Origin of the sequence: Paraconexibacter sp. AEG42_29 (assembly GCF_040581415.1) — a bacterium.
In the GTDB taxonomy this organism is placed as follows: Bacteria; Actinomycetota; Thermoleophilia; order Solirubrobacterales; family Solirubrobacteraceae; genus Paraconexibacter.
In genome coordinates, this window is sequence record NZ_CP114014.1 from 2684375 (window position 1) to 2707691 (window position 23317).

The window sequence follows — 23317 nt, forward strand, 5'->3', positions numbered from 1 at the left end:
CCTCAGCCCACGGCGGCCGGACGCGGCGCGCACCACCGCTCAGCCCTGCGACGCCGCGCCGGCCGAATCGGCGGGCTGCTCGACCAGCGCACGCCGCAGCAGGTGCAGGGCGACGGTGGTCGACAGGTCGCGCACGTCGTTGCGGCGACCGGGCAGCGTGCGCTGGTGCGTGCTGACGACGCCGTCCGCGGTCGCGACCGCGAAGCAGACGGTCCCAACTGGCTTCTCCTCCGTCCCCCCGTCCGGCCCCGCGATCCCCGTGACCCCGATCGCGAGGTCGACGCCGAGGGTCGAGATGGCCCCGGTGGCCAGCGCCTCGGCCACCGGGATCGACACGGCGCCGTGCTCGGCGATCAGCGCCTCGGGGACGCCGGCCACGCCGCTCTTGGCGTCGTTGGCGTAGACGACGAGCCCACCGGCCACGTAGGCGGAGGACCCGGCCAGCTCGGTGAGCCGCGCTGCGATCAGGCCGCCGGTGCAGGACTCTGCCGTCCCCACCCGCCAGCCGCGCTCACGCAGCAGCGCGGCGATCTGCACGTCGACCGAGGAGCCGTCGTCGCTGAACAGCGTGTCCGCGTGCCGCTCGCGGATCAGGGCGACGAGCGCCGCATAGGTGGCCGCGGCATCGGGCTCGTAGCGGGTGACGATCTCCACCTCGCCGCGGCGCAGGCAGGTGGTGACCTCGAGCGTGTCGAGGTCGACGCCGGCCGCCGTGGCCTGGCGCAGGGTCTCGGCGATCTCGGACTCGGGGATGCCGAACAGGCGCAGCATCTCCTGCTGGTAGCTGGTGCGGCCGGCGGTGGCGGCCGCGAAGGCGTCCGTCTGCGTGGCGGCCTCCCACATCGGCTGCAGCTCGCGCGGCGGCCCCGGGAGGACGACGACAGCGGGGCCGGAGCGCCCGTCGACGGGCGTCACGACGAGGCCGGGCGCGGTCCCTACCGGCTCCAGGATCGTCGCGCCGAGCGGCACCACGGCCTGCTTGCGGGTGCCCTCCTCCAGCGCGGCCTGGTCCAGGTTCGGCCAGCGCTCGGCCATCGGCCGCAGGATCTCCCGGATGCGGCCCTGCAGCGCCTGGTCCAGGACCGGCTCACGGCCCTGGAACTCGCCGACGACCGCGGCAGTCAGGTCGTCGGCCGTCGGGCCCAGGCCGCCGCTGGTGACGACCAGGTCGACGCCCTCCGAGGCGAAGAACCGCAGCGCGCCGGTGATGTCCTGCGGCCGATCACCCACGATCGCGATGTGGGCGACGTCCACGCCGAGCTCCCGCAGGCGCTCGACCACCCACGGCCCGTTGCGGTCGATGACCCGGCCCGTCAGGACCTCGGTGCCCGTCACGATGATCCCGGCGCGGCTGCTCATCCGCGCATTCTCGTCCTTCTCGCGCACGGGCGCGGCGCCAGCCTCCAGGCCCTGCGGCCCGCCGGTCGCGGGGCTACGTGGCGCAGCTGGGCCGGATCGACTTCGGCAGCGCGCTGAGGCCCTTGCGGGTGATCTGCACGAACACGCCGTCCGTCGTCCGCGCCGCCGCCGGGATCCGCCGGACCTTGTTGTTCACGCGCAGCTCGACGCTGTCATTGCCGAGCAGCAGCCGGAAGCGGCTGGACTTGTAGGTCTTGCGCGGGGTGTCGGGGCTCAGGTTGACGCCGTCGATGAGCTTTCCGGGTTGGCCCTTGGCGACCATGCACGCGTAGACCTCGGCCGTCGCGACGATCCGGAGGCTGACGACGGTCGAGGCCGGCTTCTTCTTCTTGGGTGGCGTCGTGACCGGGGTCGCCGGCGTTGTGGTCCGCGTGGCCGGAGTGGTGTCGGCCGGGACCGACGGCGTGCTGGACGCGGCGGTGTCCGGGTCGTCGCCACCGCCGACTCGGCTGAGGATGAAGACCACGACGCACAGCGCCAGAACGACGCCGGCGATCAGGTAGGACCGCGGGAGCAGCGGCGGTGGCTGGCTGCGGCCGCGCCCGGCGGGCGTCGCGCGACCCGGGCCGATGGGCCGCGCGAGCTCGTTGTCGGACAGCCGCTCGTGCCGGAGCTTGTACTCCTCGACCAGGAGCTTGGCGTCCAGGCCCAGAGCCTCGGCGTACGTGCGCAGGAAGGTCTTGACGTAGGTCGGGCCGGGGAGCAGGTTCCACTCCTCGTTCTCGAGCGCGCGCAGGTACTTGGCACGGATCTTCGTCTCGGTCTCGATCTCCGAGATGTCGATCCTGGCGCGCATACGCGCTTCCCGCAGCGTGGCTCCGATCTCGGGCATCCGCGACTGAGGCTATCGAGGCGCGGCGGCGGTCATTGATCCAGGACCTCCGCAGCGTCGGGAAGCACCGTGTCGACGGCCTCGGCAGCGAGCTCGTCGCCGTCCGCCGCGCCGTCCGCCGCGCCGTCCTGCGCGCCGCCGGCGAGCGAGGCCAGCACGCGCGGCAGGTCGCCGGCGCTGACCAGGACCGTGCGGGGCTTGGAACCCTCGTAGCCCGAGATGATCCCCCGACGCTCGAGCATGTCGACCAGGCGGCCGGCGCGCGTGTACCCGAGGCGCAGGCGGCGCTGCAGCATCGAGGTCGACGCCGTCCCCATCTCGACGACGAGCGCGATCGCCTCCCCGAGCAGCGGATCCTCGTCGGGGTCGAAGCCGTCGTCGTCGGTCTTCTTCTCCGGCTCCTCCGCGGTGACCTCCTCGAGCAGGTCCTCGCGGATCTCGGGCTCGCCCTGCTCCGACCAGAACTCGGTCAGCTTCGCGATCTGGGCCTCGTCGATGTACGCGCCCTGGATGCGGTGCAGCTTCGACGAGCCGACGGCGCTGAACAGCATGTCGCCCATGCCCAGCAGCGACTCCGCGCCGTTCTGGTCCAGGATCACGCGCGAATCCGTCTGGGAGGAGACGCTGAACGCGATCCGGGACGGGACGTTCGCCTTGATCATGCCGGTGATGACGTCCACCCGCGGCGACTGCGTGGCGAGCACGAGGTGGATGCCGACCGCACGCGCCTTCTGCGCGATCCGGATGATCGAGTCCTCGACGTCGCCGGGCGCGACCATCATCAGGTCGGCGAGCTCGTCGATGACGCACAGGATGTAGGGCAGCGACTCCTGCTCGTTCTCCAGGCGGTGCTTGTTGAGCTCCGGCAGCGACCGCGAGCGGGCCATCGCCATGATCCCGTAGCGCCACTCCATCTCGCGGACGAGGTTCTGCAGCGCGTTCGCCGCCGCCCGCGGGGACGTGATCACCGGCGTCAGCAGGTGCGGGACGGCCTCGTAGTGGTTCAGCTCGACCTGCTTGGGATCGACCAGGATCAGCCGGACCTCCTCGGGAGTAGCCCGCAGGAGGATCGAGCTCAGCATCGCGTTGATGCAGCCCGACTTGCCCGCGCCGGTGGTGCCGGCGACGAGCAGGTGCGGCATCTTCGCGAGGTCCGCGTGGATCGACGCCCCGCTGACGTCCTTGCCGAGCCAGACCGTCAGCGGCGAGGAGCCCTTCGGCGGCGGGCCGTAGACGTCGCCGAGCGTGACCATCTGGCGGTTTATGTTCGGGACCTCGACGCCGACGGCGGTCTTGCCGGGGATCGGAGCGAGGATGCGGATCTCGGTCGCGGCGAGCGCGTACGCGAGGTCGTCCTTCATCTGCGCGACCTTCGACATCTTGATCCCGGGCGCGAGCTTGAGCTCGTAGCGCGTGATGTGCGGGCCGGAGACCGTGCCGATGACCTTGGCCTCGACGTTGAAGTGCGCGAGCGCCTCGATCAGGCGGCGGGCGGTGTCCTCCTGGCCCTGCAGGTCGGGGCGCTGCAGCTCCGCGGAGGTCCGCGTGAGCAGCGCGGCCCCGGGGCGCGTCCACTCCACGAGATCGTCGCCGAGCGGCAGGCTCGCCTGTGCGCCGGGCGGGACGGCGGCGGCGATGGGGTCCTCGTGCAGCGGGTCGCGCGGCGGGCCGTCGTCCTCGGGCTCCGGACCCGGGAGGGGCTTGACGGCGGCGGGCCGCGGGCGGGACGGGACGGGCGGCAGGTCGGCCTCGACGTCCTCGAAGGGGTCGTCGAGGACGTCGATCGACTCCTCGCGCGGCGGGCGACGGACCTCGTCCGGCAGGTCGGGGACGGCGGGCGGCGGCGCCGCGGCGGGCGGCGGGGACTGGCGACCGACGATCTGCGGCGTGGGGGCGTCCCCGAAGAGGTCCGGGTAGCGCAGGGCGCCGTCGAGCTGGGTCGCGTACTCGGCGGGCCTGATGATCACGTCCACGAGCTCCTCGTCCGGTGGGGCGACCTTCTTCGCCCGCGCCCGTGTCCGCGAGGCCGTGACCGGCTGCTCGTCGTCGTCCGCGAACGCGCCGGCGACGGGGTACTCGCCGATGTCCCAGGCGCCGTCGGCGGCGTCCTGCTCGTGGTCGTCGAGCTCGTCCTCCTCGGGGTGGGCGTATGCCGCCGGCTCCCGGCGGCTGACCGGCGCGACGGTCCGCAGCACGCCGGTGGCGTCGGCGGCGGCGGTCGCCGTGGCCTGGAGCACGCCCGCGATCGACGCACCGGTGAGCAGCAGGACGCCGGCGGTGAGCAGGAACACGCAGACGATGTGGGAGCCGATCGTCCCGAGCAGCGTGGACGTGCCGTAGTAGATGGCCTCGCCGGCGATGCCGCCGCGCAGCTCGAAGACGTCGCGCTGCCAGAACTCGGTGCCGTGCGTCCCGGCGGGGCCGAGGCCCAGCGTGCCCGCGCTGAGGCCCAGCAGCAGGGCACCGATCAGGCACAGGGCGCCGGCGCGGAACGGGCGCAGCGTCGGCAGCACCGGGTTCAGGACCAGCAGCCCGCCGGCGGCCACCAGCAGCACGGGTGCGCCGTAGCGGAGCTCGCCCGCGAGGTACGCGAGCCCGTCGACGACCCCACCGCCGGCGGCGCCGCCGTCCCAGCCCAGGTACAGCGGGAACGCGAGGAAGACGCCGGCCGCCACGAGCGCCAGCCCGATCAGGTCCAGTTGCCGCTGTTCCAGCAGCGGGAGCCGCGGTGCCCACGTGGCTGCGGACCGGTGCGCGCGGGCGCGGGACCGTGCCGCCGGCTGCTTGGCGGACGGGCGCTTGGCAGCGGTCTTCTTGGCAGCGGGACGGCTGCCGCGGGGGCGCGCGGGCGGGGGTGTCTTACGGGCTGAAGGCATGGTCGTCCGCCCTCCGTTCGACGTCGGCGGCGCTGACCCTGCCTGACCGGACCCTCACCCATCGCCCCAGGGGCCCTCCCCCATGTCCCTGCAAGGACCCTTGAAGTGCGCTTCATGCCTTGCTCGTACCATTGCGCGCATGACGGACACCGACCGTGCCGCCCGCGTCCTCGTGGTCGAGGATGACGCCGACATCGCCCAGGCCCTGCAGCGGTCGCTCCGCCTCGAGGGCTACGAGGTGAAGATCGCGGCCGACGGGCAGGCCGCACTGGACACGGCGAGCTCGTACGTCCCCGATCTCGTGATCCTGGACCTCGGGCTGCCCAAGATCGACGGCATGGAGGTCGCACGGCGCCTGCGGGCCGGCGACGACGTCCCGATCCTCATGCTCACGGCGCGCGACGCGCTGGACGCGCGCGTCGAGGGGCTGGACTCCGGCGCGGACGACTACCTGGTCAAGCCGTTCGAGCGCCAGGAGCTGCTGGCGCGCCTGCGCGCGCTCCTGCGGCGCCGGCCGCCGCGCGGCAGCGCGTCCGTCGTGGTCGCCGACCTGTCGCTCAACCCGGACACCCACGAGGTCAAGCGCGGCGACCGGGACGTGGAGCTCACCCAGCGCGAGTTCGAGCTGCTCGAGTACCTGATGCGCAACGAGCGCATCGTCGTCCCCCGGCAGCGGCTGCTCGAGGAGGTCTGGGGCTACGACCCCTTCGCCACCACGAACACCATCGAGGTCTTCGTGAGCAACCTGCGCCGTAAGCTCGAGGCCGGCGGCGAGGCGCGCCTGCTGCACACGATCCGCGGCGCGGGGTACGTCCTGCGTGCTTGAGCGGTACCCGATCCGGTGGCGCCTGGCCGGCATCTCCGCGCTGCTGACCTTCGTGATCCTCTCGACGTTCGCCGCGGTCGTCGGCGAGCTGACGGTCCGCCGGATCCGCAGCGACTTCACGAACCAGCTGCAGGTGGCGGCGGACAACCTCGCCAACGAGCTGAAGGTGACGATCGACCTGCGCACCGGTCGCGCGTCCGCGGAGCCGGACCTCGATGCGGTCGCGGCCCCGCAGAACGCGTCGATCCGCATCCGCGCCGCGGGGTTCCAGACGCTCGCCCTCTCCAAGGGCGCGGCGATCCTGGGCCCGGAGCCCCACCTGGGGCTCAGCACCTACGACGGCCAGCAGGTCGTGACCAAGCGGCTTGGGCTGTTCAGCCGCGGCACCGGCGAGCGCTACGGCGACGTGTACCTGCAGTACGGCCGGCGGCTGTCGGACCTGCAGGCGACGGTCGGCCGCGTGCGCCTCTTCCTGTTCGTCGGGATCGTCGGCGGGACGCTCGTCGCGCTGGTCGGCGGCCTGCTGCTGGCGCGCCGCGCGATGAAGCCGATCGCAGACCTGACGATGGCGACGCGCGAGATCGCCCGCACGCGGGACCCCAACAGCCGCGTCCCCATCCCCGACGCCGACGACGAGGTCGCCGAGCTCGCCCAGACCCTCGACGAGATGCTCCGCGCCCTGGAGTCCTCGCGCGCGGAGACGAGCGCGATGCTCACGCGCCAGCGGGCGTTCGTCGCGGACGCGAGCCACGAGCTGCGCACACCGCTGACGAGCGTCCTGGCGAACCTCGAGCTGCTCAGCGAGGTCCTCGACGGGGACGCCGGCGACGCCGCCAACAGCGCGCTGCGGTCCTCGCAGCGGATGCGGCGGCTGGTCGCCGACCTGCTGCTGCTGGCCCGCGCGGACTCCGGGCGCGAGTCCACCCGCGCGACCGTGGACCTCTCGGCGGTCGTCCGCGAGGCCGCAGGCGAGCTGCAGTCGATCGCGGGCGAGCACGCGTTCGCCCTGGACCTGGACGAGTTCGCGCCCGTCCATGGCGTGCGGGACGACCTGCACCGCGTCGCGCTGAACCTGATGGAGAACGCGCTGCGCTTCACCCCGGCCGGCACCCGGGTCGAGGTCAGCGTCCACCTGGACGAGGACCGCGCCGTGCTGGCCGTCGAGGACGACGGGCCCGGCGTCCCCGAGGAGCTGCGCGAGCGGGTCTTCGAGCGCTTCGTGCGGGCGGCCGGCGACGGGGGCGGCTCGTCCGGCCTCGGGCTCGCGATCGTGAAGGCCGTGTCCGAGGGACACGGCGGCACGGTCGACATGGCGGAGCCGCTCGACGGGGTCGGGGCACGGTTCGTCGTCACGCTGCCGCTGCTGCTCAGCGCGCTGCCGCCTGTCGACGCGCCCGATGTCGTGGCGGGCTCGTCGCTGTTCCGCGACTGAGCCCCGGCGGCGACGCGGGTCAGCCGACGCGGTCGACGAGGCCGCTGACGACGAGCACGAGCCCCACGACGCCAAGCACGCGCCGGAAGGCGTTGTCGCCGCGGACGAGCTCCTCGTACGCCCAGATCGCCAGCGCGACCCGCGAGACGGCCCACGCGTAGTCCGCCGCGGTGCCGCTCAGCGCGCCGTGCAGGACGGACGCGACCAGCGAGACGATCAGCGGGACGTTGGGGAACTGGACGACCGGATACTCGGCCGGCCAGCCCCGCTGCCCCCGCGCCCACGCGGACCCGACGGCCGCGCGGTCGACGGCGATGATCAGACCTCGACCACTACAGGCATGACCATCGGGCGGCGCTTCAGCTTCTTGAAGACGAGCGCGGCGAGGTCGTCGTGGAGGATCGACTGCAGCGCGTCGAGGTCGTGGACCCCGTCCTTCGCCGCCTGGATCAGCGAGGCGTCGACGCCGTCGCGGATCTCGTCGATGAGCTGCTCCTCGTCGACCGAGTAGGGGACGCCGCGGAAGATGACTTCCGGGTCGGCCACGGACTCACCCGTCTGCTCGCTGATGGTCGCGACGACGACGAAGATGCCGTCGGCGGACAGCATGCGGCGGTCGCGCAGGGCGGCGTCCGCCTCGTCCCCCAGGTCGACGCCGTCGACGTAGATGACGCCGGACTTCACGGGCTCGACGAAGCGCGCGCCCTTGCCGTCGATCTGCAGCGGCTTGCCGTTCTCGCCGCGGAAGATGTTCGCCGGCGGGACGCCGACGGCCTTCGCGAGGTCCGCGTGCATCTGGATGCGCTTGTGGTCGCCGTGGAACGGCATCACGTACTTCGGCTTCGTGAGGTTCAGCATCAGCTTGACCTCCTCCGCGTAGCCGTGACCGGACGCGTGGATCGGTGCGTCCTTGGTCGTGATGACCGTGCAGCCCATCTCGTACAGGCGATCGACGGTCTCGTTGACGGCGCGCTCGTTGCCCGGGATCGGGGTGGCCGAGAAGACGACGGTGTCGCCCTTCTTCAGCTGGACCTGATGGTGGTCCTTGTACGCCATGCGGCGCAGCGCGCTCAGCGGCTCGCCCTGGGAGCCGGTGAGGACGACGACGACCTTGTGCGGCGGGAACTGCTCGATCTCGCGCGGCTGGATCTGGATGCCGTCGGGGAGGTTGATGTGACCGAGGGACTTGCCGATGTTCGTGTTCTTCTTCATCGACCGGCCGATGAGCGCGACCTTGCGGTTCAGCCCGGCGGCGGCGTCGACGACCTGCTGCACGCGGTGGATGTTCGACGCGAAGCACGTGACGAGGATGCGGCCCTCACAGCGGGAGAAGACGTCCTCCAGGTGCGGGCCGGCGACCGATTCGCTGAGCGACCAGCCGGCGCGGTCGACGTTCGTGGAGTCGCCGCAGAGCAGCGTGACGCCCTCCTTGCCGATCTCCGCCAGGCGGGCGATGTCGGCGGGACGGCCGTCGACCGGCGTCTGGTCGAACTTGTAGTCGCCCGTGAACAGGATCGTGCCGCCCGCGTTGCGCAGGACGACGGCGCTCGCGTCCGGGATCGAATGGGTCATGTGGACCATCTCGAGCTCGAACGGGCCGATCTGGTACCGCTCGCCGTCCGTGGTGTCGATGCACTCGACGTCGCGCAGGCGGTGCTCGTCGAGCTTGGACCGGGCCATCGCCATGGTCAGCGGGCCGCCGTAGATCGGGATGTCCTGCGTCTTGAGGTCGCGCAGGATCCACGGCAGGGCGCCGAGATGGTCCTCGTGGCCGTGCGTGACGATGATCGCCTCGATGTCGTCGACGCGGTCGCGCAGGTAGCTGAAGTCAGGCAGGACGAGGTCGATGCCGACCATCTCCGCGGTGGGGAACCGCAGGCCGACGTCGACGACGATGATGCGGTCGTCGAGCTCGACGACCGTCATGTTCTTGCCGATCTCGCCAAGCCCGCCGAGCGGGATGACGCGAAGGGTGGGGGTGCTCATGTGAGGTTAAGTCTCCAAGAGGCCGCGTCCGACGAGCATCGCGCGAATGGTGGCGGTCTCCTCGGGGTCGGCCTCGACGTAGGGCAGTCGCGGGGTGCCGGCGCGGTGGCCGAGCAGGTTGAGCGCTGCCTTGATGGTCATTGCTGCGGGGCCCACGCCAAGGGCGGCGTAGACGTCCTGAAGTTCTTCGTCGATCGCGGCCCGGTTCTCGGGCTCGTCGACCATGCGTCGCATCGTCGGGCCGACCAGGTGGCTGCCCGTGAGGATGCCGCCGGCGCCGCCCAGATCGAGCGTGCGGCCGAGGACCTCGTCGTTGCCGGCGTACAGCTCGAGGCCGTCCACCAGCGCGAGGTTGTCGTTGTTGGCCTGCTTGACGCCGGCGATGTGGTCCAGCTGCGCCAGCTCGGCGAGCAGGTCGTTCGGCATGTCCGAACCGGTGCGGCCCGGGATGTTGTAGAGGACGATCGGGCGGTCGGCGGCCTTGGAGACCTCCGTGTAGTGCGCCACGATCCCGCGCCGGTTGGGGCGGTTGTAATACGGGTTGACGGACAGCAGGGCGTCCGCGCCGAGCTCGCACGCGCGCGTGGTCAGCTTGATGGCGTGGCGCGTGTCGTTCGCGCCGACCCCGCCGATGATGCTCTTGCCGGCGGGCCTGTTCTGCACCGCGAGCTCGATGACGGCAAGGTGCTCGTCGTCATCGAGGGTGCTGGCCTCGCCGGTCGTGCCGCAGACCACGAAGCCGTCGCTGCCGTTGTCGGCCAGGTGCTTCATGAGGTCCACGAAGGCCTGTTCGTCGACGGCGCCGTCCTGGTCGAACGGCGTGACGATCGCGGTGATGATGGCTCCGAGCTGCGTCATGGCCACCCCAGTATCCCAGGGTCGGGTTCGTCTCCCCCGCTCCCTCCCCTGCGACGGACTGCGCCGCAGGTGTCACGCGCAGGGCTCCGAACCGTCCCGCCGCGGCGATCCGGCTGGTCGCGCGCGTACCCTGGCGGGCGATGGCTGCCGATCCGGACCCCGCCCAGCGGGAGCTCATTGCGGAGATCACGACCTCGCGTTGGCGCGCCGAGGACGGGGACTTCGCGATCCTCGGCGTCCTGACGGACGACGGCGTCGACGTGACCGTGAAGGGGCCGATCGGGCACGTGCAGGTCGGCGAGCGGGCCACGCTCGGCGGCAGCTGGCAGCGGCACAGCAAGCACGGCTGGCAGTTCGTGGTGACCCGCGTGATCATCGCCGAGCCGGTGGGCGACGCAGCCCTGATCGCCTACCTGGCAGCGATCAAGCACGTCGGTCCGCGCGGCGCCGAGTGGCTGCTGGAGAAGCACGGCGAGACGGTCCTGTCGGTCATCGACTCCGATCCCGAGCGCAAGCTGCGGCAGGTCCCGGGCATCGGGCCGGCGAAGCTGGGGGCCGCGGTCCGGTCCTGGGAGTCCCAGGGCGAGCTGCGGGCGGTGCGGCTGTTCCTGGAGCAGCACGGGGTCCCGGCGGCCGTGGCGGCCAGGATCTACCGCACGCTCGGGAACGCGGCCATCGACAAGCTGCAGACCGACCCGTACTCGCTCACCGAGGTCGACGGCATCGGCTTCGCGACCGCCGACGCGCTGGCCCGCGCCCTCGGCGTCGGCGCCGACAGCCCGGGCCGGCTGGACGCGGGCGTGGTCCACACGCTGGAGCTGGCCGAGCTCGACGGCCACTGCTACCTGCCGCGTGGCGAGCTCGTCGGGCGCTCGCGCCGGCTGCTCGGCGGTGTGGTCCCGGTCGAGGACCGGCTGGCGTACCTGGCCGCCGCGGGGCGCGTGATGCTGGAGGACGAGCGCGTCGCCGAGGCCTCGATGTACGCGACCGAGCGGGCGCTGGCGCGACGGGTCCGCGGGCTGCTCGACGACGAGCCGGCCTTCAAGCTGAAGGACGTCCAGCGGCCCGTCGGCGGCGCGTTCGTGCCGACAACGGCGCAGTGGGCCGTCGTCGACCATGTCCTGAGCGGCCGGCTGTCGATCCTCACGGGCGGCCCCGGAACGGGCAAGACGGCGTCGATGGGGACGGTGGTCGACGTGCTGCGGCAGCACAAGAAGAGCGTCAAGCTCTGCGCCCCCACCGGCAAGGCGGCCCGGCGCCTGACCGAGACCACCGGGGTGGATGCGACGACGATCCACCGGCTGCTCGAGTGGGTCCCGGGCGAGGGCTTCACGCGTGACCGCGAGCATCCCATCGACGGCGCCGACGTCCTGATCGTGGACGAGGCGTCGATGCTGTCCGTCCGCCTCGCCGAGTCGCTGCTCGACGCGGTCGGGCACCGCACCCATGTCCTGCTGGTCGGGGACATCGACCAGCTGGCGCCGGTCGGGCCGGGACGCGTGCTCGAGGACCTGATCGACTCCGGCGCGGTGCCGACCGTGCGGCTCACGGAGATCTTCCGCCAGGCGGCGCGGTCGATGATCGTGCGCGCGGCCCACGCGATCAACTCCGGCGAGGCGCCCCCCACGAAGCCGGACACCGACGACATCCACGACTTCTTCGTGATCGCACGGGACTCGGCCGAGGCGATCTTCGCGGAGATCGTGCAGCTCGCCGCCGTGCGGCTGCCCGCCCACTACGGCCTGGAGCGGCACACCGACGTGCAGGTGCTGGCCCCGATGCACAAGGGCCCGGTCGGGATCGATGCGTTCAACGTCGCGCTCCGGGACAAGCTGAACCCCGACGGCGGGACGGTCGCCGGGACCTCGTTCCGCGTCGGCGACCGGGTCATCCAGACGAAGAACGACCACGAGCACGAGCTGATGAACGGCGAGCTCGGGGTGATCGTCTCCTACGACGACGACCGCGACGCCGCGATCCTGGCGTGCGACGACGGGCGCACGCTGCGCCTGCCCGTCAAGGACTGCGGGACGCTGCGCCTGGGGCACGCGATCTCGATCCACAAGTCCCAGGGATCGCAGATGCCGGTGGTGGTCGTCCCGCTGTTCCGCGGACACCACGTGATGCTCACGCGCAACCTGATCTACACCGCGCTGACGCGGGCCGAACGGGCGGCGGTCTTCGTGGGCGACCTCGGCGCGCTGGACCTGGCGCTGGGTCGCCGGGACGCGGGCAAGCGGTACACGCGCTTGGCGCCACTGCTCGCCTGAGCGCCTTGCCGTGCAGAGCGGGCATGGTGGCTGTTCGCGGGCAAAGAAGGCGAGGGCTCCGTTGCCGGAGGCGATCGCCGGTGTAGGACGCGAAACGGCCTCAAAGACGGCGCGACGGGCGTTTGGCGGCGGAGCGTGCCGTGGTGGCCGCGGGCGGGCCGCGGTGGCAGCCAAAGGGGGAGCGGGGCTCCACCGGCTGGCCGCTGCCACGCGTGGAGGGTTTGGGGGGTATGCCCCGCCGAATCCTCCGAGGAGGCACTGCCGCCCGGCCACGCCCCGGACGCGTGGAGGGTTTGGGGAGTATGCCCCGCCGAATCCTCCGATGACCCATGCGATCCGCAGATCGTCCTGCCCGCCGGCCGCCGACCCCATGCCCCGCACTCGAGACCCCGGATCCTCCCAGCGCCGACCGCCGTCTACAGCCCGCAGTTCCCAAAGCCGCCAGAGCAGTGACGGTCCTCGGCGTCAGCGCCACCGACCCCGACCACCAGGCCTGCCGCGTCAGCGCCCTCGACCACGACGTCCCTTCCCGCGCAAGTGAGCAGCGCGCTCGACGACCTCCCGCCGATCAGAGCGGCGCCGGGACCTGACCCGCGTCGCGAAAGCGGCCGATGAGGCCGCGCTGGCGCCCGGCGACCTCGGCCTCCAGCCGCTCGAGCGACCGCTGCAGCGTCTTCTGCTCCTTCGCCGCCGCCGGTCCGGCAGCCGCCTCGGCCAGTCCGGGAATGACGGTGACCACCGTGCAGGACAGCTGTGTCCCGGGCGCGTCGGTCGTGAGGTCGTACGTCACCGTCCGCGTGTAGCCGGTCGTGTCGGCCTCCAGCGGAACGCCGCCGGAGCTCAGCTCGATGAGCGTGTAGGCCCGCACGACGCGTTCGGGCCCGAGCGTGGCGAGCGTGCCTTCGAACAGCCAGCCGGCCTTGCCGCCGACCGACGCGATGACGCGGATGCGGTCGCCCACGGCTGCGGCCTCGTCGTCGGCCTTGTCCAGCACCACGATCCCGTCCACGCCGACCATCCACCGGTCCATCAGGTCCGGCGTGACGAGCCACGGGACGACCCCGGCCGGCGGCGCCGCCAGGCCGATCGAGGCGGTCAGCGTGTAGCCGCCGGCGGCTGGGTCCCCGGACCCGGACATCGTCAGTCGCGGTCCTCGGCCCAGCGTCCGCGAGCGGTGACAGCCCGGTCCGAGTCCTTGAGCGCGTTCGTGAACTGCCTGCCCACGCGCGGCGGGCCGACGCCGTCCTCGCCCTCCCACAGGGTGATGACCAGCGCCTCGCGGCCCGCACGGTCATACCGGCAGACGAACACCACCGCGCGGTCGACGAGGTCACGGACGTAGACCGACCCACGGCCCCCCTTCGCGCCCGGCGGCGCCTCGTCGCTGACCCGGCCCGCAGCCCAGGCGCGGGCGACGCGGGTCGCGACCTCGGTCTTGACGTCGACCGCGCCGGTCCGCGACCCGACCCGCTGGCGGAACCGCTCGGCGGCGTGGTCGGTCACCGCGACGAGCGGCGTCGGCGGGACATCGCTCATCGGACCGTCCTCGACCTGCGCGACCGGTTTCCCGGGGCGGGATCGCCCGGCCGGACCCGGGCGCGCAATGCGGGCGGTCCGGCGGTCACAGCTCGCGCCGGTACAGGACGTGGGCCGTGTCCCAGTGGTGCAGCTCGGCGCTGCCGTCGACGAACGACCAGCCGTGCCGCTCGTAGAAGGTGCGGGCCAGGCCGTTGTCGCGGAGGGTGCGCAGGACGCCGGCGCGGTGGCCGGCGGCGCGCAGGGCCTGCTCGGCTTCCGCCATGAGCCGTGTCCCGACCCCGGCGCCCTGGGCAGGCGGGTCGACGTACAGCGCCCACAGCTCGCCCTCGTCGCCGGCGGCGTCCTGCTCCCGGCTCGGGCCGACGGTCGCGAACCCGCAGACGCTTCCCGCGACCTCGGCGACGAACGTCTCGCTCAGGCCCGTCACGAGCGTGTCGACCCATTGCGCTGCGCGGGACTCCTCGTCCCATTCCAGGAAGTGCTGCGTGTCGACGATGTCCTGGTAGTTGCGCCACCAGGCGCGCAGCTGCACCGCAGCGATCGGCCGGGCGTCGGCGACGGTCGCGCGGCGGGTGATCATCGCGGTCGCCGGCGGCCTTACGCGGGGAACAGCAGGTGCTCGAGCCCGACCAGGAACGGCACCGGTTGGTCCGCCACGCGGCGGACCGCGAGCAGCACTCCCGGCATGAACGACTCGCGGCTGAGCGAGTCGTGCCGGACGGTGAGCGTCTCCCCCAGCCCGCCCAGGATGACCTCCTGGTGGGCGACCAGCCCGGGCAGGCGGACCGAGTGGATCGGTACGTCGCCCTCCATCAGGGTCGCTGTCCGCGCCGCGGTCCCGCTCGGCGCGTCGAGCTTCTGGTCGTGGTGCAGCTCGATGATCTCGGCCTTCTTCATGTGCTTCGACGCCTCCGCGGCGAAGCGCATCATCAGCACCGCGCCGATGGCGAAGTTCGGCGCGAAGAAGGCGCGGGCCCCTGACGGGGAGGCGGCCGCGGCGGCCGCCACGGCGTCCTGGTCGAAGCCCGACGTCCCGATCACGACATGCACCCCGGCGGCGAGGCACAGCTCGGAGTTGCCCTGGGCGATGTCCGGGCGGGTGAAGTCGACGACGACATCGACGTCCCCCAGGATCGACTCGAGGGTCGTCCCCAGGGCGGGGTCGGCCTGGCCGGCGAGGGTCATGTCGTCCGCGCCGTCGACGGCCCCGCAGACGGACAACCCCATGCGGCCGGCGGCCCCGGCGACCCCGACGCGGATCGCGGTCATGCGGCCAACGCCTTGTCGAACACCGACTCGTCGGTCCCGATGCCCACGATCGACATCCGCTCGGGCGCGTAGAGCTCGCGGGCGAGCCCCAGGACGTCGTCGAGCGTGACCGCGTCGATCTTCTCCTCGAGCTCGTCGACGCTCAGCAGCGGCATGTCGCTCAGGAGCGAGGAGCCCAGCCGGTTCATGCGGGCGACCGTCGATTCCAGCGACAGCAGGATGCGGCCCTTGACGTTGTCCTTCGAGCGCTCGAGCTCGTCGGCGGCGATGCCGTCCTGCCGCAGCTTCTCGAGCTCGACGCGGACCACGTCCATCGCCGTCTTGACGTTGTCCGGGCGGGTGCCGACGTACAGGCCGACCTGGCCCGTGTCGGCGTACTGCGCGGCGAACGAGTAGACCGCGTAGGCCAGGCCCCGCTTCTCGCGGATCTCCACGAACAGCCGGGAGGACGACGTCCCGCCGAGCACGTTGTCGAGGATCCGCAGCGCGAAGCGCCGCTCGTCGCCGCGGGCGAGGCCGGGAGCGCCGAGGCACACGTGGTACTGCTCGGTCTCCTTCTTCAGGAACTGCGTGCGGGCCTCGAGCTGCACGGGCGTCGCGACGTGCGGGATCTTCGGGCTCGCTGCCGGCGACGAGTCGCGCACCATCGCGACGAGCGCGTCGTGGTCGACCGAGCCGGCGGCCGCGACGACGACGTTGCCGGGGACGTAGCGCTTGCCGTGGAACGCGGCGAGCCCGGCCGCCGGGGTGCCGGCGACCACGTCGGCGCGGCCGATGATCGCCCGGCCCAGCGGGTGGTCGCCGAAGACCGCGGTGCCGAGGACGTCGAAGACCTTGTCCTGCGGGTCGTCCTCGTACATCGCGATCTCTTCCAGGACGATCTCGCGCTCGGCGCTGAGGTCCTCGTCCGCGAACTTCGGGCGCCAGACCATGTCGGCGATGACGTCGAACGCCCGCTCGAGGTGGTTGTCCAGCACGCGGGTGTAGACCGACGTGGACTCCTTGCCCGTGCCGGCGTTCAGCTCGGCGCCCATCGCGTCGAAGATCTGGTCGATCTCGAGCGACTCGAAGCGCGGGGTCCCGCGGAAGAGCATGTGCTCGATGAGGTGGGACAGTCCCGCCTCCTCGTGCGTCTCCGCGGTGGAGCCCACCCCGATGAAGACCCCGAGGGCCGCGGACCGCACGGAGGGCATGACCTCCGTGACGATCCGCAGCCCCGAGTCCAGCTCGGTGATGCGGTGCTCTGAGAGCACGTCAGGTACTACGCGTCGTCGCCGCCGGAGCGGTGCCGCGGGCGACCGGAGCCGCGCGGGCCACGGTCACGGTCGCGGCCGCCGCCACCCTCGCGCGGGCCGCGGGGCCCGCGGGGACCGCGATCGCCGCCGCCCCCACCGCCGCCGCCACCGGAGCCGACGTTCGCCAGCTCCTCGACGGTCTTGCCCGCGACGTCCGGGTCGTCCGCCATGCGCAGGCCGATGCGGCCACGCTCGCGGTCGACCTCGACCACGCGCACGTCGATCTCGTCGCCGCGGTTGATGACCTCTTCCACCGTGTCGACGCGCTTGCCGGGCGACACGTTGGAGATATGCAGCAGGCCGTCGGTGCCCTTGGCGAGCTCGACGAACGCGCCGAACGTCGTGGTCTTGACGACCTTGGCGCCGACGAACGAGTCGCCGACCTCGACCTCCTTCATCATCGAGCGGATCCGCTCGGTGAGGGCGTCGGCGAGCGCGCCGTTGGCCGAGTAGATGAGGACCTGACCGTCGTCGTTGACGTCGATCTGCGACTCGAACTCCTCGCACAGGCCGCGGATGGTCTCGCCGCCCTTGCCGATGAGCAGGCCGATCTGCGACTGGTCGATCTTGATCTTGGAGATGCGGGGAGCGTGCTGCGAGAGCTCCTCGTTCGGCGCCGCGATGACGTCGTGCATCTGGCCGAGGATGTCCAGGCGAGCGGCCTTGGCCTGCTCGAGGGCGTCCTTCATGATCTCGAACGTCACGCCCGTGATCTTGATGTCCATCTGCAGGGCGGTGATGCCCTCGGCGGTGCCGGCGACCTTGAAGTCCATGTCGCCGAGGTGGTCCTCGACGCCGGCGATGTCGGTGAGCACGACGTAGTCGTCGCCCTCCTTGATCAGGCCCATGGCGATGCCGGCGACGGGCGCCGCGATCGGCACGCCGGCCTGCATCAGCGACAGCGACGAACCGCAGACCGACGCCATCGACGACGAGCCGTTGGACTCGAAGATGTCGGAGACGACGCGCACGGTGTACGGGAAGTCCTCGATCGACGGGATGACCGGAACGAGCGCGCGCTCGGCCAGGGCGCCGTGGCCGATGTCGCGGCGCTTGGGGCCGCGCATGAAGCCGGCCTCACCCACCGAGAACGGCGGGAAGTTGTAGTGGTGCCAGTAGTACTTCTTGGTCTCCAGGCCGAGGGTGTCCAGGCGCATCTCCTCCTTGAGCGTGCCGAGGGCGGCGACGCTGAAGGCCTGGGTCTCGCCGCGCGTGAACAGCGCGGAGCCGTGGGTGCGTGGGGCGACGCCGACCTCGATGTTGATCGGGCGGATCTGCGTCTCGCCGCGGCCGTCCGGGCGCTGCTTCTTCACCGCGATGCGCTCGCGGATGATCTGCTTCTCGACCGCGTTGAACGCCTTCGCGGCGGCGGCCTTCTTGTCGCCGTAGTCCTCGGCCTCGGCGTCGCCGGCGTACTGCGCGACGACCTCGTCCTTGACCGCGTCGATCGCGGCGTAGAGCTCGAGCTTGTCCGTGTTGGACGTCGCCGTGTCGAGGGCGGAGCCGTGCGACTTGGTGATCTGCGCGACGAGGTCCTCGTCGACGAGGCCGGCCGTCGAGACCTCCATCTTCGGCTTGCCAACCTTCTTGGCGAGCTCGTGCTGCGCGGCGCACAGCTTCTTGATGGCGTCGTGCGCGATGTCGAGCGCGTCGAGGATCTCGGCCTCGGACACGATGTTCGCGCCGCACTCGACCATCAGGATGGCCTCTTCGGTGCCGGCGACGATGAGGTCCATGTCGCAGCCCTCGAGGAGGTCCTCCTCCTTCGGGTTGACGACGAAGTTGCCGTCGACCTTGCCGATGCGGACCGCGCCGACCGGCTGCGGCAGCGGGACCGGCGAGATCATCAGCGCCGCAGAGGCGCCGTTCATCGCGAGGATGTCGTACGGGTGCTCGTGGTCGACGCTCAGCGTCGTGGTCACGAGGTGGGTGTCGAAACGCCAGTTCTTCGGCAGCAGCGGGCGGATCGGACGGTCGATCATGCGGGCGGTGAGGGTGCCCTTCTCGCCGGAGCGGCCCTCGCGCTTGAAGAACGAGCCGGGGATCTTGCCGGCGGCGTACATGCGCTCTTCGACGTCGACGGTGAGCGGCAGGAAGTCGATGTCCTTCAGGCGGCCGACCGTCGCGGTCGACAGGATCATCGTCTCACCCTGGGTGACGACGACGGCGCCGGAGGCCTGGCGGGCCATGCGCCCCGTCTCGAAGCTGATCTCCGAGCCGGCGATCTCGACGGTGACCGTGGTCACGGCGTCATTACTCATATGTAGTCCCTTCGTGCACGCCCGGATGGCATGCGTTGATGCTTCTCGTATCGGAAGTGGGCCAGAGTCTACCGACTTGCCGGATGGCCTGGCCCGGTGGTCCAGCGCGCCACAGTGGCCATATCGGGCGGGCCGGGATGGATCTCGGAGAGTCCGTCGCCGACGAAGAACGTGGGCGTCACGGTGACGCCGGCGCGCAGTCCGCTGGTCACGTCGTGCCGCACGCGGGCCAGCGCCGTGTCGTCCCGCCGGTCGGCGTCGAAGCGCTCCACGTCGATGCCCAGCTCCGGGCAGCGCGCCCACAGGTGCGGGTCGTCGGTGCGTCCCGGGTCGGCGTAGATCGACTCCGCGAACGGCCAGAACCGGTCCTGACGAGCGGCGGCCTCGGCCGCGCAGGCCAGCGCGACCGCTCGCGGGTGCTTCGCCTTCAGCGCGAGGTGGCGGAAGACGATGCGCAGCGGTGCCCCCGCGAGCCGGGACCACGCGAGCGCGCAGCGCGGGCAGGTGAAGTCGGCGTAGACGACGAGGAGCGGGGCGCCCTCCGGGCCGCGGACATGATCCTCGGGACGGGGCGCCGGGACAGGTGCGCTGCGCAGGTCCGTCATCCAGTGCAGCGTAGTGCGACGTACCTTCAGCACGATGCGCATCCACACCCTCCACCGCGAGCAACTCCTGGACGGCACGCCCGAGGAGGTCTTCCCCTTCTTCGCCGACGCCTTCAACCTCGAGGCGCTGACGCCGCCGCTGCTGAAGTTCCGCGTCGTCACCCCCCGGCCGATCGAGCTCTACGCCGGCGCGCTGATCCAGTACGCGCTGAAGCTGCGCGGCGTCCCGGTCTCGTGGCTCACGAGCATCCAGCGCTGGGACCCGCCCCACGCGTTCGTCGACACCCAGATCAAGGGGCCGTACGCGCTGTGGCACCACACCCACACGTTCGAGCCGACCGCCGACGGCTCGGGCACGCTGATGAAGGACACGGTCCGCTACGGCATCGCCTTCGGCCCGATCGGGGACCTCGTGCACGCGCTGTTCGTCAAGAAGGACGTGGAGGGGATCTTCGACTTCCGCGCGGTGGAGATCCCGCGGCTCCTGGCGGACTTCCGCGCGGCGCAGGCCACGCCCGCGACCTGAGCGCCCGGTACCCGAACGAAGCGGTTGCTCAGCAACCGCTTCGTTCCGCTGTCAGAGGTTGTCGAACAGCAGGTTGACGCCCGGGAGGTCGCCCGGGGAGTCCGCCAGGTGCGACCAGGTGACGGTCTTGTCCGGGCCGACGATCACGAGCGCGCGGTTCGACATGCCCGCCGGGTCGAAGTAGGCGCCGAAGGCCTTCGACGTCGCGCCCTTCGGCTCGAAGTCGGAGAGCTGCTCGATCGACACGCCGAGCTTCTCCTTGAACGCCGTCTGCGACCAGGTGGCGTCGGTGGAGACCCCGTAGACGACCGCGCCCTTGGCCTTCAGCTCGTCGATGACCTCGTCGTAGATCTGGAACTGGTCGGTGCAGACCGGGCTGAACGCGAACGGGTAGAACACGAGGACGGTCGTCTTCCCCTCCAGGTCGGCGGGGGTGAAGTCCTCGCCGTCCCCCGTCTTCAGGACGAAGTCGGGGACAGGGGTTCCGGGAGCGATGACGGCCATACCGCCACCCTAGACGTTGGCCCCGGTGAGCCCCAGCGCCGCGAGCGCCGCGTGGGCGTCGTCCGCCACCAGCGCCCCCGCCGGCAGCTCCTGCAGGCCATCCGGCAGCGGACGGACCAGCACCGCCGCGGCGAAGCCCGCGTCGAGCGCGCCGTGGATGTCGTTGCGCACGCTGTCGCCGACCATCGCCAGCTCGCCCGGGTCAAGTCCGAGCGCCGACGCCACCGCCGCGAAGGGCACCTTCGACGGCTTCGGCGCACCGGCGGCCTCCGACGTCACGAAGGCGTCGGGGGCGGTCGCGAGCCCCAGCATGGCGAGCTTCGCGCGCTGGCCGGCCTCCTCGCCGTTCGTCAGGACGCCGATGCGCAGACCGGCGGCACGGGTGGCACGCAGCGCCGCCTCGGCGTTCGGGCCCGCCCAGACCTCGCGCTCGAAGCGCTTCTTGTGGCGGACGTACGTGTCGATCAGCTCGTCCGACGGCGCGATGCCCCACGGCTCCAGCGCGTGCGTCAGGCGCGCCCGCTGGAACGCGGCGAGGTCGAAACGACGGTGGAGCAGGTCCTCGTAGAAGCGCTCGAGGTTGCCGCGGTGGCGGACCGTCAGCAGGTCGGGTTCCACCTCGGGATGCGCAGCGACGATCGACGCACACGCCTCGGCCCAGATCTCGATCTCGAGTCCGCGGTGATCGGTGAGCGTGTCGTCCAGATCGAAGACGACGCCGCGGATGCGCATGCCGGAACGGATCCGGGCGCTGCTCCGCGGATCCGGCTACTTGCGGAGGCCGAGCTCCTTGATGAGCGCGCGGTAGCCCTCGAGGTTCGACTTCTCGTAGTAGCGCAGGAGGCGGCGACGCTGGCCGACGAGCATCAGGAGGCCACGACGGGAGTGGTGGTCCTTCTTGTTCGAGCGCAGGTGCTCGGTGAGGTCGTTGATGCGTGCCGTCAGCAGCGCGACCTGGACGCGGGTGTTCCCCGTGTCCTTCGGGTTCTCCCCGAACTGGGTGATGATCTCTTGCTTGCGCTCTGCGGAAAGGGTGCTCATGGGCGACGTGGAAGGCTAGCAAAGGCCCTGGTGTCTTCGACGTCTCGTGCCATCTGGGCAAGCAGCGCGTCGACGCTCTCGAAGCGCTTCTCGCCGCGTAGGCGCTTGAGGAACTCGATCCGCAGCGGCTGGTCGTACAGGTCGCCCGTGAAGTCCAGCAGGAACGCCTCGATCAGGACGCCGAGGCCGGTCTGGAACTGCGGCCGCACGCCGATCGAGGTCGCGGCGGCGTGCCAGGCGCCGTCGGCGGTCCGTGCGTACGACGCGTAGACGCCGTGGGCGGGCGTCACGTACGCGTCGTCGGGGACGAGGTTCGCGGTCGGGAAGTTCAGCGTCCGCCCCCGCTCCTCGCCGTGCGTGACGGGTCCGTCGACGGCGAAGGTGTAGCCCAGCAGCGTGTCGGCGTACTCGACGGCCCCGCCCATGATCAGGCCGCGGATGTGGCTCGAGCTGATGACCTCGGCGTCGGCTTCCAGCAGCGGGATCTCGCGGGTCTGGAAGCGCGAGTCGGCCCGCAGCAGGTCCGGGCTGCCGACCGCCTTGTGCCCGAAGCGGAAGTTCTCCCCCACCGCGACGTCGGTCGCGCCGAGCTTCCCGACGAGGATCTCGTCGATGAACTCCTGCGCCGTCTGGGCGGCGAAGGCGGCGTCGAACGGGATCACGACGAGCTCCTTGACGCCGAGGTCGCCGACCAGCTCGGCCTTACGCTGCAGCGTCGTCAGGAGCTTCGGTACGGCGCCGGGCGAGATCACCGACACGGGATGCGGTGAGAAGGTCAGGACGGTGTCCGACCCCTCGATCACCGCGCGGTGGCCGCGGTGCACGCCGTCGAAGCTGCCGACCGCGACGCGCCGGGGGCGCGGCGTGACCTGCTCGATGGGGACGATCGTCGCGGTCATCGGTCCCTGAAGCCTACGACGGGCTTGAGCAGGCCGCCCCGCGGCTGCGCCAGCGCGATCGGCCCGTCCGGGTCGCGCAGCAGGACGTGCCCCTCGCAGAGGTCCTCGACGGGCGCGGGAACGGGCACCGCCACCCCTGACGCGGCACGTGCGGCGGCGCCCGGGTCCAGGTCGACGGACGGCAGGAAGCGGGCGAGCGCGTCGCCCAGCGGGATGCCGTCCTCCACCGTCGCGTGCTGCGGGCTGTCCTCGACGCGGAACGGCCCGATCGCGGTACGGCGCAGGCTCGTGCAGTAGGCGTCGCCCAGGTCGGCGATCAGCGACCGCACGTACGTCCCGGAGGAGCACTCGATCGCGAACGCGTCGGCGGGCGGTGCCGGGAGCTCCTCGAAGCGGTGGACGGTCACCTCGCGCTCGGGCATCTCGACGTCCTCCCCCCGGCGGGCGCGGGCGTACGCGCGCTCGCCGTCGATCTTCACCGCGCTGTAGGCCGGCGGGCGCTGGCGGACCAGGCCGGTGGGCAGGACGAGCGGCCGCTCCGGGAGGACGCCCGTCTCGGTGATCTCGCCCTCGGTGTCGCCGGTCGACGACACCGCGCCGAACCGTGCGGTCGTCGTGTAGGTCTTGCGCAGGCCCATGAACAGCGACTGCGCCTTGGTCGCCCGACCGGTCAGCACGATCAGCAGCCCGGTCGCGAACGGGTCCAGGGTGCCGGCGTGCCCGACGCGGATGACCCCGGGGCCCTTGCGCGGACCGCCCACGGTCCGCCGGACCGCCGCCACGAGGTCGTGGGAGGTCTTGCCGGCGGGCTTGTCGATCAGGAGGACGCGGTCCATGGAAGAGGTCCCGCGCCTGCCCACCCCTGGGGCGCGGCAGGGC

At 71.8% G+C, this 23317-nt stretch carries 21 protein-coding genes; 4 read left to right on the forward strand and 17 right to left on the reverse strand.

Annotated elements, in window-relative coordinates; all coding sequences use genetic code 11:
* Positions 1 to 39: 39 nt before the first annotated feature.
* The 3 genes from DSM112329_RS12970 to DSM112329_RS12980 form a co-directional block, all read right to left on the reverse strand.
* Positions 40 to 1359 carry a competence/damage-inducible protein A gene (locus DSM112329_RS12970; RefSeq protein ID WP_354702241.1) on the reverse strand — a complete coding sequence of 440 codons (1320 nt, stop codon included), beginning with the start codon at positions 1357 to 1359 and terminating at the stop codon, positions 40 to 42.
* A 73-nt stretch (positions 1360 to 1432) separates the two neighbouring features.
* Positions 1433 to 2251, reverse strand: a complete 819-nt coding sequence (locus DSM112329_RS12975; protein WP_354702242.1) for a helix-turn-helix domain-containing protein — start codon at positions 2249 to 2251, stop codon at positions 1433 to 1435.
* A 32-nt stretch (positions 2252 to 2283) separates the two neighbouring features.
* Positions 2284 to 5127, reverse strand: a complete 2844-nt coding sequence (locus tag DSM112329_RS12980) for a DNA translocase FtsK (RefSeq protein ID WP_354702243.1) — start codon at positions 5125 to 5127, stop codon at positions 2284 to 2286.
* A gap of 139 nt (positions 5128 to 5266) precedes the next feature.
* On the opposite strand from DSM112329_RS12980, the gene DSM112329_RS12985 reads away from it, so the two are divergent.
* A complete protein-coding gene (locus DSM112329_RS12985) occupies positions 5267 to 5953 on the forward strand; it encodes a response regulator transcription factor (RefSeq protein WP_354702244.1) in 687 nt (228 codons plus the stop codon).
* Entirely contained in the window at positions 5946 to 7385 is a 1440-nt protein-coding gene (locus DSM112329_RS12990; protein WP_354702245.1) for a HAMP domain-containing sensor histidine kinase, read from the forward strand. The genes DSM112329_RS12985 and DSM112329_RS12990 overlap by 8 nt, the downstream gene beginning before the upstream one ends.
* 318 nt (positions 7386 to 7703) lie before the next feature.
* Here the strand turns inward: DSM112329_RS12990 and DSM112329_RS12995 are convergent, their stop codons facing one another.
* On the reverse strand, positions 7704 to 9371 hold the full coding sequence (locus DSM112329_RS12995; RefSeq protein ID WP_354702246.1) for a ribonuclease J: 1668 nt from the start codon (positions 9369 to 9371) through the stop codon (positions 7704 to 7706).
* A 6-nt stretch (positions 9372 to 9377) separates the two neighbouring features.
* Positions 9378 to 10229, reverse strand: coding sequence for a 4-hydroxy-tetrahydrodipicolinate synthase (gene dapA, locus DSM112329_RS13000; protein WP_354702247.1), 852 nt, complete (start codon positions 10227 to 10229; stop codon positions 9378 to 9380).
* A gap of 140 nt (positions 10230 to 10369) precedes the next feature.
* Here dapA and DSM112329_RS13005 point away from each other — a divergent pair, with 140 nt between their 5' ends.
* Positions 10370 to 12499, forward strand: a complete 2130-nt coding sequence (locus DSM112329_RS13005) for an ATP-dependent RecD-like DNA helicase (protein ID WP_354702248.1) — start codon at positions 10370 to 10372, stop codon at positions 12497 to 12499.
* Between the two features lie 568 nt (positions 12500 to 13067).
* Here the strand turns inward: DSM112329_RS13005 and DSM112329_RS13010 are convergent.
* The 7 genes from DSM112329_RS13010 to DSM112329_RS13040 all read right to left on the reverse strand — a co-directional run bounded on the left by DSM112329_RS13010 (position 13068) and on the right by DSM112329_RS13040 (position 19468).
* Positions 13068 to 13637: an SRPBCC family protein gene (locus DSM112329_RS13010; RefSeq protein WP_354702249.1), complete on the reverse strand. Its 570-nt coding sequence runs from the start codon at positions 13635 to 13637 to the stop codon at positions 13068 to 13070.
* Positions 13638 to 13639: 2 nt separating this feature from the next.
* On the reverse strand, positions 13640 to 14035 hold the full coding sequence (locus DSM112329_RS13015) for a hypothetical protein (protein ID WP_354702250.1): 396 nt from the start codon (positions 14033 to 14035) through the stop codon (positions 13640 to 13642).
* Between the two features lie 85 nt (positions 14036 to 14120).
* Positions 14121 to 14618 carry a GNAT family N-acetyltransferase gene (locus tag DSM112329_RS13020; RefSeq protein ID WP_354702251.1) on the reverse strand — a complete coding sequence of 166 codons (498 nt, stop codon included), beginning with the start codon at positions 14616 to 14618 and terminating at the stop codon, positions 14121 to 14123.
* 17 nt (positions 14619 to 14635) lie between these two features.
* Complete coding sequence (locus DSM112329_RS13025) at positions 14636 to 15307, reverse strand: dihydrodipicolinate reductase C-terminal domain-containing protein (RefSeq protein WP_354702252.1); 672 nt, start codon at positions 15305 to 15307, stop codon at positions 14636 to 14638.
* On the reverse strand, positions 15304 to 16560 hold the full coding sequence (locus tag DSM112329_RS13030) for a pitrilysin family protein (RefSeq protein ID WP_354702253.1): 1257 nt from the start codon (positions 16558 to 16560) through the stop codon (positions 15304 to 15306). The genes DSM112329_RS13025 and DSM112329_RS13030 overlap by 4 nt, the downstream gene beginning before the upstream one ends.
* An 8-nt stretch (positions 16561 to 16568) precedes the next feature.
* Complete coding sequence (locus DSM112329_RS13035; RefSeq protein WP_354702254.1) at positions 16569 to 18848, reverse strand: polyribonucleotide nucleotidyltransferase; 2280 nt, start codon at positions 18846 to 18848, stop codon at positions 16569 to 16571.
* An 83-nt stretch (positions 18849 to 18931) separates the two neighbouring features.
* On the reverse strand, positions 18932 to 19468 hold the full coding sequence (locus DSM112329_RS13040; RefSeq protein ID WP_354702255.1) for a thioredoxin domain-containing protein: 537 nt from the start codon (positions 19466 to 19468) through the stop codon (positions 18932 to 18934).
* Positions 19469 to 19502: 34 nt separating this feature from the next.
* On the opposite strand from DSM112329_RS13040, the gene DSM112329_RS13045 reads away from it, so the two are divergent.
* On the forward strand, positions 19503 to 19994 hold the full coding sequence (locus DSM112329_RS13045; protein WP_354702256.1) for an SRPBCC family protein: 492 nt from the start codon (positions 19503 to 19505) through the stop codon (positions 19992 to 19994).
* Between the two features lie 51 nt (positions 19995 to 20045).
* On the opposite strand, the gene DSM112329_RS13050 is transcribed toward DSM112329_RS13045, so the two are convergent.
* Genes DSM112329_RS13050 through truB form a run of 5 tightly spaced genes read right to left on the reverse strand, consistent with a single transcriptional unit; the run spans position 20046 to position 23274 of the window.
* Positions 20046 to 20498: a redoxin domain-containing protein gene (locus tag DSM112329_RS13050; RefSeq protein WP_354702257.1), complete on the reverse strand. Its 453-nt coding sequence runs from the start codon at positions 20496 to 20498 to the stop codon at positions 20046 to 20048.
* A 9-nt stretch (positions 20499 to 20507) separates the two neighbouring features.
* The gene (locus tag DSM112329_RS13055; RefSeq protein ID WP_354702258.1) at positions 20508 to 21230 is read right to left on the reverse strand and encodes an HAD family hydrolase; all 723 of its coding nucleotides are present in this window, start codon (positions 21228 to 21230) and stop codon (positions 20508 to 20510) included.
* 36 nt (positions 21231 to 21266) lie between these two features.
* Positions 21267 to 21539: a 30S ribosomal protein S15 gene (rpsO, locus tag DSM112329_RS13060; RefSeq protein WP_354702259.1), complete on the reverse strand. Its 273-nt coding sequence runs from the start codon at positions 21537 to 21539 to the stop codon at positions 21267 to 21269.
* Positions 21536 to 22438, reverse strand: coding sequence for a bifunctional riboflavin kinase/FAD synthetase (locus tag DSM112329_RS13065; RefSeq protein WP_354702260.1), 903 nt, complete (start codon positions 22436 to 22438; stop codon positions 21536 to 21538). Before DSM112329_RS13065 ends, rpsO begins: the two co-directional genes overlap by 4 nt.
* Positions 22435 to 23274: a tRNA pseudouridine(55) synthase TruB gene (truB, locus tag DSM112329_RS13070; RefSeq protein ID WP_354702261.1), complete on the reverse strand. Its 840-nt coding sequence runs from the start codon at positions 23272 to 23274 to the stop codon at positions 22435 to 22437. Before truB ends, DSM112329_RS13065 begins: the two co-directional genes overlap by 4 nt.
* Between the last annotated feature and the right edge of the window lie 43 nt (positions 23275 to 23317).

Coding starts and splice junctions, on each gene's coding strand:
- DSM112329_RS12970 (WP_354702241.1), bottom strand. CDS start 1,359: ATGAGCAGCCGCGCCGGGATCATCGTGACGGGCACCGAGGTCCTGACG.
- DSM112329_RS12975 (WP_354702242.1), bottom strand. CDS start 2,251: ATGCCCGAGATCGGAGCCACGCTGCGGGAAGCGCGTATGCGCGCCAGG.
- DSM112329_RS12980 (WP_354702243.1), bottom strand. CDS start 5,127: ATGCCTTCAGCCCGTAAGACACCCCCGCCCGCGCGCCCCCGCGGCAGC.
- DSM112329_RS12985 (WP_354702244.1), top strand. CDS start 5,267: ATGACGGACACCGACCGTGCCGCCCGCGTCCTCGTGGTCGAGGATGAC.
- DSM112329_RS12995 (WP_354702246.1), bottom strand. CDS start 9,371: ATGAGCACCCCCACCCTTCGCGTCATCCCGCTCGGCGGGCTTGGCGAG.
- dapA (WP_354702247.1), bottom strand. CDS start 10,229: ATGACGCAGCTCGGAGCCATCATCACCGCGATCGTCACGCCGTTCGAC.
- DSM112329_RS13005 (WP_354702248.1), top strand. CDS start 10,370: ATGGCTGCCGATCCGGACCCCGCCCAGCGGGAGCTCATTGCGGAGATC.
- DSM112329_RS13010 (WP_354702249.1), bottom strand. CDS start 13,637: ATGTCCGGGTCCGGGGACCCAGCCGCCGGCGGCTACACGCTGACCGCC.
- DSM112329_RS13015 (WP_354702250.1), bottom strand. CDS start 14,035: ATGAGCGATGTCCCGCCGACGCCGCTCGTCGCGGTGACCGACCACGCC.
- DSM112329_RS13020 (WP_354702251.1), bottom strand. CDS start 14,618: ATGATCACCCGCCGCGCGACCGTCGCCGACGCCCGGCCGATCGCTGCG.
- DSM112329_RS13025 (WP_354702252.1), bottom strand. CDS start 15,307: ATGACCGCGATCCGCGTCGGGGTCGCCGGGGCCGCCGGCCGCATGGGG.
- DSM112329_RS13040 (WP_354702255.1), bottom strand. CDS start 19,468: ATGACGGACCTGCGCAGCGCACCTGTCCCGGCGCCCCGTCCCGAGGAT.
- DSM112329_RS13045 (WP_354702256.1), top strand. CDS start 19,503: ATGCGCATCCACACCCTCCACCGCGAGCAACTCCTGGACGGCACGCCC.
- DSM112329_RS13050 (WP_354702257.1), bottom strand. CDS start 20,498: ATGGCCGTCATCGCTCCCGGAACCCCTGTCCCCGACTTCGTCCTGAAG.
- DSM112329_RS13055 (WP_354702258.1), bottom strand. CDS start 21,230: ATGCGCATCCGCGGCGTCGTCTTCGATCTGGACGACACGCTCACCGAT.
- rpsO (WP_354702259.1), bottom strand. CDS start 21,539: ATGAGCACCCTTTCCGCAGAGCGCAAGCAAGAGATCATCACCCAGTTC.
- DSM112329_RS13065 (WP_354702260.1), bottom strand. CDS start 22,438: ATGACCGCGACGATCGTCCCCATCGAGCAGGTCACGCCGCGCCCCCGG.
- truB (WP_354702261.1), bottom strand. CDS start 23,274: ATGGACCGCGTCCTCCTGATCGACAAGCCCGCCGGCAAGACCTCCCAC.